General features: G+C 63.8%; 10 protein-coding genes. 5 read left to right on the top strand and 5 right to left on the bottom strand.

Features of this window, described 5'->3' with window-relative positions:
- Window positions 1-239: 239 nt before the first annotated feature.
- On the bottom strand, window positions 240-1220 hold the full coding sequence (locus HLH29_RS15610; RefSeq protein WP_182968300.1) for an amidohydrolase family protein: 981 nt from the start codon (window positions 1218-1220) through the stop codon (window positions 240-242).
- Window positions 1221-1370: 150 nt separating this feature from the next.
- Here HLH29_RS15610 and HLH29_RS15605 point away from each other — a divergent pair, with 150 nt between their 5' ends.
- Both HLH29_RS15605 and HLH29_RS15600 read left to right on the top strand, forming a co-directional pair.
- Complete coding sequence (locus tag HLH29_RS15605) at window positions 1371-2294, top strand: LysR substrate-binding domain-containing protein (RefSeq protein WP_182968299.1); 924 nt, start codon at window positions 1371-1373, stop codon at window positions 2292-2294.
- A gap of 246 nt (window positions 2295-2540) precedes the next feature.
- Window positions 2541-3227 (top strand): extensin-like domain-containing protein, encoded by a 687-nt coding sequence (locus tag HLH29_RS15600; RefSeq protein ID WP_182968298.1) that lies wholly within the window; start codon window positions 2541-2543, stop codon window positions 3225-3227.
- Between the two features lie 26 nt (window positions 3228-3253).
- Here the strand turns inward: HLH29_RS15600 and HLH29_RS15595 are convergent, their stop codons facing one another.
- A complete protein-coding gene (locus tag HLH29_RS15595; RefSeq protein WP_182968297.1) occupies window positions 3254-4411 on the bottom strand; it encodes an aldo/keto reductase in 1158 nt (385 codons plus the stop codon).
- A 165-nt stretch (window positions 4412-4576) separates the two neighbouring features.
- On the opposite strand from HLH29_RS15595, the gene HLH29_RS15590 reads away from it, so the two are divergent.
- Window positions 4577-5071, top strand: a complete 495-nt coding sequence (locus tag HLH29_RS15590) for a VOC family protein (protein ID WP_182968296.1) — start codon at window positions 4577-4579, stop codon at window positions 5069-5071.
- Between the two features lie 50 nt (window positions 5072-5121).
- On the opposite strand, the gene HLH29_RS15585 is transcribed toward HLH29_RS15590, so the two are convergent.
- Together HLH29_RS15585 and HLH29_RS15580 are read right to left on the bottom strand one after the other, a co-directional pair.
- Entirely contained in the window at window positions 5122-6078 is a 957-nt protein-coding gene (locus HLH29_RS15585; protein ID WP_182968295.1) for an aldo/keto reductase, read from the bottom strand.
- 148 nt (window positions 6079-6226) lie between these two features.
- On the bottom strand, window positions 6227-7768 hold the full coding sequence (locus HLH29_RS15580) for a carbohydrate porin (protein WP_338030263.1): 1542 nt from the start codon (window positions 7766-7768) through the stop codon (window positions 6227-6229).
- 598 nt (window positions 7769-8366) lie between these two features.
- On the opposite strand from HLH29_RS15580, the gene HLH29_RS15575 reads away from it, so the two are divergent.
- Together HLH29_RS15575 and HLH29_RS15570 are read left to right on the top strand one after the other, a co-directional pair.
- Window positions 8367-8990 carry a hypothetical protein gene (locus tag HLH29_RS15575; RefSeq protein WP_182968293.1) on the top strand — a complete coding sequence of 208 codons (624 nt, stop codon included), beginning with the start codon at window positions 8367-8369 and terminating at the stop codon, window positions 8988-8990.
- Window positions 8987-9310 carry a winged helix-turn-helix domain-containing protein gene (locus HLH29_RS15570; RefSeq protein WP_338030262.1) on the top strand — a complete coding sequence of 108 codons (324 nt, stop codon included), beginning with the start codon at window positions 8987-8989 and terminating at the stop codon, window positions 9308-9310. Before HLH29_RS15575 ends, HLH29_RS15570 begins: the two co-directional genes overlap by 4 nt.
- Before the next feature lie 33 nt (window positions 9311-9343).
- On the opposite strand, the gene HLH29_RS15565 is transcribed toward HLH29_RS15570, so the two are convergent.
- Window positions 9344-11233 carry a CocE/NonD family hydrolase gene (locus HLH29_RS15565; protein ID WP_182968292.1) on the bottom strand — a complete coding sequence of 630 codons (1890 nt, stop codon included), beginning with the start codon at window positions 11231-11233 and terminating at the stop codon, window positions 9344-9346.
- Between the last annotated feature and the right edge of the window lie 22 nt (window positions 11234-11255).

Genomic DNA, 11255 nt, shown 5'->3' with positions numbered 1-11255 from the left:
GGGCGCCTCAGGGCAGCGCCAGTTGCAAATTCCCCATAACTGAGTCCCGGTGTCGCGGGTTCGGTCCTCCCCGACTTTCGTACGCCTCACGGCGCCCGAAACTCTTCAGGAGTGCGGGCTGTCCGCTTTCGGGAACGCTCCCACGGGAAGCCGACTTTCTGCAACGGCTTTTGCATCAGCCGCGCCGTTGATATTGTTGTGGGGTGGCAACCGTTGCGGAACGGGATTTTTTATTCTGCTTACGACATGTTTCCTGTGAGCCGCTCCCAGTTTCCATGCGCGAACGCCTGCCTGTCAGACGTCTCCAGGCCGCAGTTTTCGAGAAAGCGCCGCGCATCGCCGCCGGTGCGGTATTGATAGGGATAGTCGGTAGAGAACAGAAGACGGTCGTGACCGACGATCCGTGCTGCCTGTTCCAGATAATGCGGCAGGAACATGCCGCTCGCCGTGACATACAGATTGCGCCGAAAATAGGTCATCATGGTGTGCTTCAGACCGGTCGCGCGATCCATGTTGGCTATACGCTCGGCATAGAACAGGACCAGTTCGCCCCAGTGGCCCAGAATAACCTGCAGATCCGGGAAGCGATCGAAATGGCCCGCCAGCACCAGACGCAGGAACTGGATACCGGCATCATAATGCCAGCCGAGACCGAAGCAGGAAAAAGCGGCATCGATCTGCGGGCTGAACCCGGAATAGTAGGCATCTCGGACAGCCTTATCCGGCGCTCTGGGATGGAGTAGGACGGGCGCTTTCAGCGCCGCAGCACTTTGAAAGACCGGGAGCAAGTCAGCATGGTCCAGGTTGCGATGACCCACTCGCCCGCACAGCATCGTTCCCTTGAAGCCGAGCGTCCTGACACAGCGCTCGAGTTCTAGGGCCGCTTCATCGGGCATCGCTACGGGCAGCGTCGCCAGCGCCTGAAAGCGATCCGGATGGCGTGCAATCGCTTCCGCAAGAGCATTGTTCGCGCGGCGCGCCAGATCGAGACTGCCGGGGCCAAGATCGTGCAGTGACGGTGTGGTGAGCGACAGCACCTGAACGTCCAGCCCGGTCTCGTCCATAAGAGCGAGCCGCTCTTCCGAGAGATCGGTTAGCCGCTTTTCAAGTGGGCCACCGTGGAATGCAACGCTTGGATCAGAGGCTCCAAGACCAATGGCGGACCAGGCGTCCTTTATCTCAGGCGTCAAGAAATGCTCTTCGATGCCGATCAGCTTCATGGAATGGCTCCTTTCTGCAGGCTACTCGTCATGACGGGACATGCCTGTCAAAATAGGTATGAAACCGGAGCAGGCGCCAGGCGCTTGCGGATCAATATGTCATTGCGTGTGACGCTATATATTGCCGATGATCGTTGATAGGGTCATTACATGCAGAACATCGATCTCAATCTTCTGACCGCGCTAGACGTACTGCTCGACGAAGCCAGTGTGACAGGCGCAGCTCGTCGTCTTGGGCTCAGTTCTTCTGCCATGAGTCGGACACTGACGCGGCTTCGTTTGACCACTGGTGATCCGTTGCTGGTTCGGGCAGGCCGACATCTCGTGCCGACGCCCTATGCAACGGATATCCGCGAGCGCGTTCATGCCCTGACCCGCGACGCGCAGGCTGTCCTGCGCCCGCAGCATCGGGAACTGGATTTGAAAGCGCTGGATCGGACATTCGTCCTTCGCGCCAGTGAAGGCTTTCTAAATGTTGCTGCAGCGCCTCTGGTGACAGCCATCATGAAAGAAGCACCACGGGTGCGCCTGCGGTTTGCGCCCAAGCCGGATAAGGATGTGCTACCGCTACGAGACGGGCGGATCGATCTGGAAATCGGCGTCCGGGGCGCCTCTGCGCCAGAGATCCGAAGCCGGCTTCTGTTCCGGGATACGTTCGTCGGCGTGGCGCGCATCGGCCATTCTCTTTTTCATGACGAAGATATCAGTCTACCGCGCTACGCAGCATGCCGTCATGTCGTGACCTCGCGACGAGGAACGTTCAGAGGACCAGTTGATGATGCGCTTGAGCAACTGGGTTACCAACGCACCGTGTCGGTCGTCGTGCCTGGATTTCCGGATGCGATCAAGATCGTGCAGCAAACGGATCTGGTGACGCATGTGCCACGGTTGTGTCTCGCGAACCTTTCCGACGAATTCGCAGAGACATCGGGCCTGAGAACATTTCAGCTTCCCGTAAAAACACCTGAAATCGCCGTTTCCGCCATGTGGCACCCCAGGCTGGACGCCGATCCTGACCACCGCTGGCTTCGCAACACAGTATATATGGTGTGTCGAAAAGTTCTCTCTAGCTGACGACGTCCGCTTTCGGAAAAGCGCTTTACGGCTTCGAATGTCCAGGATGAGAGCGTAAGCAGTCGTGTTTGGGAAGGGTATAATTACCCTGAAAAGGGGGGCGGACTTTACAGGAATGGCCCTCTCCATGCCATGATCGTTCGGGCATTCCACCGGCCAGGGGGAGGCGATGCCGGTGGAATAACGCCTATCGGTCACCGGATTTCAAAAAACGCATTCTGACATGCCGGAGAACGGAACGACACCATGCGCATCATGCGTCTCGTGATACTGCTGTTCGGTGCCGCCCTGCTCGTCCTGGCCGTGTTTCATCGGCGCTGGCTGCCGCCGGCCTACGACCCTACGCAGCCGCTTGATTTCGGCGCGGCCTGGACCGTGATGACGCCCTTCAAGCTCCGTCTGTTGTCCAGTTCGCCGGAGCTGTGCCACGCGGCACTTCTCACCTCCCCGCTGCCTGTTCAGGAACATGCGCATAGCGGCACCGAAGCTTGTCCGCTTCAGGATGTCTTTACGGTCGGGGGAGGGGATGTTCCCCTGCTCCCCGCCAGCTTTCTGGCGTCGTGCAATCTGGCGGTGCAGCGGTCCTTGTTCGAAGCACGGGTTGCCAGGCCGGTCACGCAGGCTGTGTTCCATACCGGCCTCGGGCGTATCCGGCATGTCGGCAGCTTCGCCTGTCGAGATGTCCGTGACCGGCCAGGTTCCGAGAGCAGTCATGCCACCGCCGATGCGATCGATGTTTCTGCTTTCATCCTTGCCGATGGGCGGGAAATTCCTGTCAGTGCCTGGAATGCGGGAGGGGCCGTCGGCCCCTATTTACACCAGGTGCGCGACCAGGCCTACCGCGTCTTTAGCACCGTTCTATCGCCCGATTACAACAGCCTGCATGCCAGCCACTTCCATCTTCAGGCTACCGGCTTCGGCCTTTGCCGCTGACAGGCCTGTTCCGCCAGCGGTTTGCTTCACGTTTCGGCGGGTGTAGGCGCAGCCTGCGCAATCAGTTTTTCCTGTTTCAGATCGCTCCAGAACGCGGATGGAATCGCGACCTCCATGGATTGCGCATTGGCCTGCGCCTGCGCGGCATTGCGTGCGCCGGGAATGACGGCCGCGACGGTCGGGTTGGCGGCAGCGAACTGAAGTGCCGCCGTGCGCAGGTCGATACCGTGGCGCCTGGCGATGGCATTCATCCGCGTGCGCTTGCGTTCCATGCCGGCCGGGATGCTGCCCCCATAATCATAGCGCGCGCGGCCGGCTGCAAAACCGGCATTCAGTGGCGCGCCGACCACGACGGAAATCCCCCGCCGGGCGAGAGCGGGGAGCGTGCGATCAAGCGCCTCCTGATGGTGGAAGATGGAATATTGCGTCGCCAGCAGAATGATGTCGGGGTCGCCGATGTCCAGCGTGCGGAACGCCGCCTCGGGCGTATTGATGCCGAGCCCCCAGGCCTTGATCGTGCCCTCTTCGCGCAGTCTGGTCAGCGCGGGGATCGCGCCCTTGGCGGCCTGCTCGAAATAGCTTGTCCATTTCGCCCCCATGTCCCTGTTCCCGGGGGACAGATCATGGATATAGACGATATCGATCCGGGAAATACCCAGTCTCTGAAGACTGTCCTCGATGGATCGCTTCACACCGTCCGCCGAATAATCGTAGCGATAGGCGAAGGGCGAGGGGTCCTGCCACATCGTCCCGCCGGACGGCTGGGGGGCCGCCGTCAGCAGCCGGCCGACCTTGGTGGACAGCACGAATTCATCGCGCGGCCTCGTGTGCAGGAAATGGCCGAACCGCCGCTCGCTGAGCCCCAGCCCATACCATGGCGAGGTGTCGAAATAGCGGACCCCGGACGCCCACGCGGCCTCAAGAGTGGCCTCGGCATCCTGGTCCGTGGCAGGGGCGAAGCCATTGCCGATCGGCACCCCGCCGAGGCCAAGCCGCGTGGCGGGCCGAAAGCGCTGCCCCGGCTGGGCCGCATTCAGCGGGAGCGCATTCCGGGTCACACGCCCCAGCGTGGGCATGACGTCCCCCGCATGCTGGGCATCCTGCGCATGGGCGCTGCGGGACATCAGGACCGCGGCGCCCCCCAGGGCAGAGATGGCGAGCAGATCGCGTCGGGTTGCTGTCATCGGGCCCTCGCATGACATGGACCCCCCTACAATGCCCGCGGCACGGTATCCGTTCCCCGATCCTGAGCGGACGAACGAACGGCCCGGTCTTGAAACAGGTCCATGGCGCTCCACGTCCTGACTGTTCGCACCGATCGTGGCGCTGGGGCTCGGGGGAGAATATCCATGCCCGGAAAAATCGTGACCTGCCTGTGGTTCGACCATGGCGAGGCGCGCAATGCGGCGGAGTTCTACGCGGCCACCTTTCCGGACAGCCATGTCGGGCAGACGCTTCGATCGCCCGCCGATTATCCAGGCGGGCAGGAGGGCAGCGAGTTGACGGTGGAATTCACCGTGCTGGGCCAGGCCTTCGTCGGCCTGAATGGCGGACGCGGCTTCATGCCGAACGAGGCGGTGAGTTTCCAGGTGATGACCGAAGACCAGGCGGAAACCGACCGCTATTGGGATGCCATCGTCGGGAATGGCGGCAGTGAGAGCGCCTGCAGCTGGTGCAAGGACCGCTGGGGCTTTTCATGGCAGATCGTGCCCCGCATCCTGCTGGCCGCATTGCAGGACCCGGATCGCGCGGCCGCGAAGCGGGCAATGGAAGCCATGATGACCATGGGCCGGATCGACATCGCGCGGATCGAGGCCGCACGAGCGGGCGCGGGCACGGCCTGACGCCCGATGAAGGGCCGCCCGGCCCCGGATAGGCAGGGCGGCCGGCTGCGTCAGGGCGCGCTCGCCTGATCCAGCGCGGCGATATCCTCCGCATCCAGCGACAGCGCGACGGCTTTTGCGAAGCTTTCCACATGGCTGCGCTTCGTGGCGCTGGCGATCGGCGCCGTCACGCCTTCCCGCGCGATCAGCCAGGCCAGCGCCACTTCCGCATCGCGCGCGCCATGGCGGGCGGCGACGTCATCCAGCGCCGCGAGAATCCGCATGCCGCGCGCATCGAGATATTTCCCGATCCCTTCGCCACGCCGGCTCTGCCCCAGATCGTCCTTGCTGCGATATTTCCCCGAGAGAAAGCCGGAGGCGAGGCTGAAATAGGTCACGACGCCCAGCCCCTCGCGCAGGCAGAGATCGCGCAGCGGGCCGTCGAAGCTGCCCCGGTCGTAGAGATTATATTCCGGCTGAAGCACCTGATAGGCCGGCAGCCCCTTGGCCCGCGCGACGTGCAGGGCCTCGTCCAGTTGCATGGCATCGAGGTTGGACGCCCCGATGGCGCGGATCTTGCCGGCCTTCAGCAGCTTGTCATACGCGCCCAGCGTTTCGGCATAGGGCGTGTGCGGGTCGGGCCAGTGGGAGAAATACAGGTCGATCCGCTCCACCCCCAGCCGCGCGAGCGAGGCATCGACGGCCTGGAGGATCCACGTCTCCGACAGGCCCTTCTGGCCCGGCACGCCCAGGTCGGAGCCGACCTTGGTGAAGATCTTCACCTTGTCGTGCATGCCGGGCCGCGCCTTCAGCCATTTGCCGATGATCGTTTCCGACTCGCCACCCTTGTTGCCCGGCGCCCATGCCGAATAGACATCGGCGGTGTCGATGGCATCGAACCCGTGATCGACGAAGGCATCCAGCACGTCGAAACTCGCCTTCTCGTCGATCGTCCAGCCGAAGACATTGCCGCCGAAAACGATCGGCGCGATCTCGAAGCCCGCATGGCCCAGCGAACGTTTCTGCATGGCGTTGGCTCTCCTGTCTTTCTGTTTCAGGACGGAGGGCGGCGAGCAGGCGCCTGCGGAATCGCGGGGGCCTTCCGTGTCTTCCGCCCGGTCGGAGCACGCATCGCGCCATGGGCCGGGCGGTTTTCCGCTCCGGCCCGCACAGGCTTCAGAACAGCACGTTCAGCGCGGTGCTCAGGACCACGGCATCCTTGAACACCGTCGTTCCGCCGACATGGTTGACATACTGGAAATCGGGCTGAAGCGACACGCCGGTCATCAGATGGGCCGAATAGAAGGCCTCGTAGATGTCCTCATGCCCCTGGATGCCGTAGGGCGTGCCGAAATTGGCGCCCCGGAACGGCAGCCCATAGGCCACCGCCGCTTCCTGCGACAGGGTGGCGCTGCGGCTGAAATTGGCCCACTGGAAGTTGATGCCGACACTGTCCAGCGGCCGGCCCCACAGATAGCCGGTATCCAGCAGGGCGGCGACCAGATGATGGTTCATCTGCGACGTCCGGCCGTCGGCATAGGAATATTGCCCGGCCAGCACCAGCCCGTTCATCTCGCCCGGTCCATGGCGGATCAGCATCTGGTCGGCCATGACCCAGGCCGATGTCTGCCCGCTGTGCCGGCGGGGCGCCAGGCCGCTCACGATCCATGGCTGGCCGTTCACACCCTCGTACAGATCGTCATAGCGCGAATTGTCGTAGAGGAAGCCGACCTTGTAATGGCCGACCAGCCTGTCGGGCCCGAATTCCGGAATCCAGCCGATCTCGACCTCGGTACCCAGCTTGCCCAGATTGTCCTGTCCCCAGGCCCAGCCCGAAATGCCGCCATTATAGGAATGCGGCGATACGGCAAACAGCCCGCCCATGACATAGAAATGGCGGGTCGGCATCAGGCGCAGCACGGTGCCGATATTGCCCGACGGCCAGTCGCGCCCCGCTGTCAGGTATTTCGTCGGCGTCACGTTGCCGCACACCCAGACATTCATGAAGCTGCACACCCAGGGCGAGTTGTTGAAGAACGTCCCGGTCGGAATCCAGCCGGCAGCCAGGTCGACCTTGTGCTGAAACCATGATTTCTCGAAATAGGCCCAGACCAGATGCGCCACCACGTTGCCGCGCGCGCCATAGATCTGCTGCACCTGGTTGCCGTTGTCGCCGAACAGCCGGCTGAGATTCTGCCCGTTGCCGTTCACCGCCAGCATATGCAGCCACAGATCGTTGGACCATGCGCCCGCGCCCAGCAGCTTCTGCCAGTCGATATCGACCGTGCCCCCGACCTGGCCGGCCAGCGTGTAGCTCTGCGTCTTGCCGCCCGAGACATTGCCGGAAATGCCTTCATAGAGGGCGAGGGCGACATAGACGCCATGCTTCTGCAGCCAGGGCTGCGCGCCGCCCCAGGCACCCAACGCATGGGTGGTGCCATAGGGCGCGCCGAATGACGGCGGCCCGTAGGGCGATTGCAGGAAACCGGGGATTGTCTGTTCCAGATTGCCGGCCGGCTGGGTATCCGCCGCCGTCTGGCTCGGCCGGGCGAAGGGCGACGTGGCCGGGGCATCCGGGGCGGCGGCCCGGGCCGGAAGGGTGCCCGGCGCCACGAAGGCGGCCGCCAGCGCCAGCGCGACCAGCCCCGCACGCCACCGCGTGGCGGTCAGCCGGCGCGAGAGGGCGCGCAGGGCTCGGGCTCCGGGAAAATCGGTCACGCTTTCGCATCTTGTCGGGGAGGATAAGCAAAAACGACAGTTCTTTTCAAGGGAAACGGGGAAGGAGGGGGGGGCGGATGGGGCATTGCTGCGTGATTTTTTCCACATCGTCGATATCTTTATTTATTTTTATTGCAGAGTTCTAGCCAAAACCTCTGGCACGCCACATTTTTCTTTGTCGGGTATGGCACAGATCCCACGGTACGACATTTTATGTTGTACGGCGCAGCGATTGGAAAATTCTTATCTTTGTGGCCAATCCTGAGGACTATCATTTTCGTTCGTCTGTGCCATGCACATGGAGGCGTGATGCCGACGCAGGAAAGGGAAACCGGCGCCCGCGCGTCGTAAACGCGCACGGAGGGGCGCGGTTCCGCATGGCCCCGCATCCGGCCCCTCCCAGCCCGGCGCCACTCCTGTCAGAGACGCAATGACTGGGCGGCCCGCGCTGTCGTGCAGCACTGCAAGGCTGGCGGAAGGAAAAGAATCTTCATAAAAAATAACTTTGAAATAGAGAGTGGTTTGCCTATGCTTCGTCTTGCCGGGGCGAGTGCGATGCGCCCCTCAACCCCCTCAACCCCCTCAACTCGAGGCCCCCATGACGACCCGAACCGAAACGTCGCTGCATGACGACCTGACCTTCCTGCGCGGCCTGGCCGAGGCCGGGCGCAACGCGCCGCTGACCAGCGGCCCTTATTTCCTCAGCGCCGGCCTGCTGTTCGGCCTGACCAGCTTCGCCGCCTGGGCCATCGCGACCGGCCGGACGGTCCTGCCGCCGCAGGCGCAGGTCTGGGTGTGGCTGGCGGCGATGGTCGCCTACCTGCCGGTGATCTGGTTCCTCAACCGCGCGCTGCCGGGCCGCCCCGGCAGCGTGGTGATGGTCAACCGCGCCATCGGCATGATGTGGAGCGGGCTGGGGACCGGGATCGGCGTGATGTTCGTCGCCGGCATGATCCTGGCCTGGCGCTGCGGCACGCCAATCGTCTGGGTGATGTTTCCGTCCCTGGTCCTGGCGCTGTACGGGGCGGGATGGAGCGCCACGGCCTTCATCTCCGGCCAGGCATGGCTGCGGGCGGTGGCGGCCGGGGCGTTTGCCGGCGCGCTGGCCGTGGCGGCTGCAATCGACAGCCCCGCCATCTTCCTGCTCTACGGGCTGCTGATCCTGCTGCTGGTGGCGCTGCCGGGCTGGGTCCTGCTGCGCCGCGAAGGCCGGGCGGCGTGACGCGGACCATGGATAATTTCGATATCGGGCAGATCGACGACGTGATCCACGGCCGCGTGCGGCTGGGCATCATGGCCTATCTGTCCTCGGCCGGAATGGCGGATTTCACGGCGCTGCGCACTCATCTGGGCGTGACCGACGGCAATCTGTCGACCCATCTGCGCAAGCTGGAGGATGCGGGCTATGTGGTGCAGGACAAGGGCTTCGCGGGCCGGCGTCCCCTGACGCGGCTGATACTGACCGACAGCGGCCGGTCCGCCTTCATCGCCTATCTGGATGCGATCCGGCGGCTGGTGGACCAGAACGCGCCGGGGGACTGAGGCCCGTCCCCCGGCGGCGCGCACCGGGTGGCGTCAGTCCTGTGGCGGATGGTCCGCGCCGTCGCCCGCCACCGTTGCCGGCAGGACGGGCAGGATGACCGACGAACGGTGCGTTGCGTCATGCCAGATGGTCTGGTTGGCGATCACCGCCGTGCGCGCCGTGGCGAGCGGCTCCCCTGTATTGGGGTTGGGCGCGAACTGCGGATAGTCGCTGGAGGAAATTTCCAGCCTTATCCGGTGGCCCGGTTTGAACAGGTTCGAGGTCGGCCAGACCTTGATGTGATATTCGTAGACCTTGCCGGGAACGATCGGGGTCGGATGACTGAGCGAATCCCGGTAGGCGGCGCGGATGATGCCGTTGTTCAGGTTGATCGCCCGGCCGTCGGGCAGGACGTCGATCAGCTTCGCCGTGAAGTCGGTATCCTTCGCGTCCGTCGCTGCGAACAGATCGACCGTGATCGGGCCGGTGACATCGAGCGCCTCCTTCAAGGGGGCGCTGGTGTAGACCAGGATGTCGGGACGCTGCTCGATGGCGGACTGGTCGAACTGTCCCTGCGGCCCCGACGTCCAGGCGCAGCAGGAATGACCGCCCAGGCTGGGAACCGGGTTCGCGGGATTGTAGATGAAGTGATCGGACGACGGGGAGCCTGCGGGTTTGTCCGGCGTCAGGCTGCCGTCGCCCATCGAGGAATTCGCCCGTCCCTCGCTGCCCAGATACCAGGTGCGGTATTGCGTGCCCGCGACGGGGAAGGACGTTGCCGTGTGCCACCGGTTCTCGCCCATCGTGAAGTAATCGACGCGCGGACCGTCGGTGAAGCCGTTATCCTTGCCTTTCAGCACATGATCGAGGAAGCGGATGGTCAGCTCGTTGACGGGGCTGTTGGCGACGGGGCCGATATCCTCCAGCATGGGGCTGACGACCGCGTCGGGGCGTCCCCAGCCGATATGTTCCCACGGGCCGAGCACGAGACGCTGGTTGGCGCGCGCCTGCGCGCTGCCGCCCGACATTCTCATGCCGTTGAAATTGTTGATGGCACCGGTCAGGAACGAGTCATACCAGCCGTCGAAGGCCAGGACGGGGACCTTGACGCGGTCGTAATGGGTGCGGATCTGAAACGCCTCCCAGAAACTGTCGCGTGTCGGGTGGGCGACTGTATCGTAGAAATAGGGGGCGACCTCGGGCTTTTCCGGATGGAGCGCCGGGAAGGCACCATAGGGCGTGAAGGACAGCCAGGTGGACGGGTTCTTGCCGTCGGCGAAGAGCGCCTTCGACAGGTCCTTGTCGCCGCGATTGGCGGCGGCGGAGGAGGCGATGGTCTCCATCATCCAGGGCGTGATGAAGGCCAGGCGGAAGGCGCCGTCCTCATAGCTCCAGCCATCGTAATAATCGTCCCCCGTGTTGGAGGGGATGATGGCCTTCAGCGCCGGCGGCGTCGCGGTGGCGGCCAGCCACTGGGTCGCGCCGACATAGGAAGAGCCGTACATCGCGACCTGCCCGTCCGCGCCCGGCAGCGCGGCAGCCCATTGCACGGTGTCGTACCCGTCGTCGCGATCATAGCGATATTCGTAGAACGTACCGCCAGATTTTCCCTGTCCCCTGATGTCCTGGACGACGACGATGTAGCATTGCGACGCGAACCAGGCGGGTGACTGGAAGCGCGAAGGCTGCACCTGCGCGGCCTCCTTGCCGTACTGGGTGCGCATCAGCAGGACGGGCACCTTCCCGGTGGTGGTCGGGGTGTAGACATCCGCGCGGAGAATGGTGCCGTCGCGCATCTTCGCCGGAACGTTCGATGTCTTGGTGACGGCGCAGGCTCCGCGCCCCTCACTGGTCGGCCAGGGGCCGGACGCGGCCAGGGAGGGGGTGGCGAGGGCGGTCGAGGCCAGCGCGGTGGCAAGGCCCAGGAAGGAAAATCGAGACATGGTGCGTCTTGAACCCTTGAAT

Source organism: Gluconacetobacter tumulicola, assembly GCF_014174215.1.
GTDB classification, from domain to species: domain Bacteria; phylum Pseudomonadota; class Alphaproteobacteria; order Acetobacterales; family Acetobacteraceae; genus Gluconacetobacter; species Gluconacetobacter tumulicola.
Note: the sequence above shows the minus strand (reverse complement) of the source record. Positions and strands in the feature narration are given on the sequence as shown.

Excerpts from the sequence above, each read along its gene's own strand:
- HLH29_RS15610 (WP_182968300.1), bottom strand. The coding sequence starts at position 1,220 with ATGAAGCTGATCGGCATCGAAGAGCATTTCTTGACGCCTGAGATAAAG.
- HLH29_RS15605 (WP_182968299.1), top strand. The coding sequence starts at position 1,371 with ATGCAGAACATCGATCTCAATCTTCTGACCGCGCTAGACGTACTGCTC.
- HLH29_RS15600 (WP_182968298.1), top strand. The coding sequence starts at position 2,541 with ATGCGCATCATGCGTCTCGTGATACTGCTGTTCGGTGCCGCCCTGCTC.
- HLH29_RS15595 (WP_182968297.1), bottom strand. The coding sequence starts at position 4,411 with ATGACAGCAACCCGACGCGATCTGCTCGCCATCTCTGCCCTGGGGGGC.
- HLH29_RS15590 (WP_182968296.1), top strand. The coding sequence starts at position 4,577 with ATGCCCGGAAAAATCGTGACCTGCCTGTGGTTCGACCATGGCGAGGCG.
- HLH29_RS15585 (WP_182968295.1), bottom strand. The coding sequence starts at position 6,078 with ATGCAGAAACGTTCGCTGGGCCATGCGGGCTTCGAGATCGCGCCGATC.
- HLH29_RS15575 (WP_182968293.1), top strand. The coding sequence starts at position 8,367 with ATGACGACCCGAACCGAAACGTCGCTGCATGACGACCTGACCTTCCTG.
- HLH29_RS15565 (WP_182968292.1), bottom strand. The coding sequence starts at position 11,233 with ATGTCTCGATTTTCCTTCCTGGGCCTTGCCACCGCGCTGGCCTCGACC.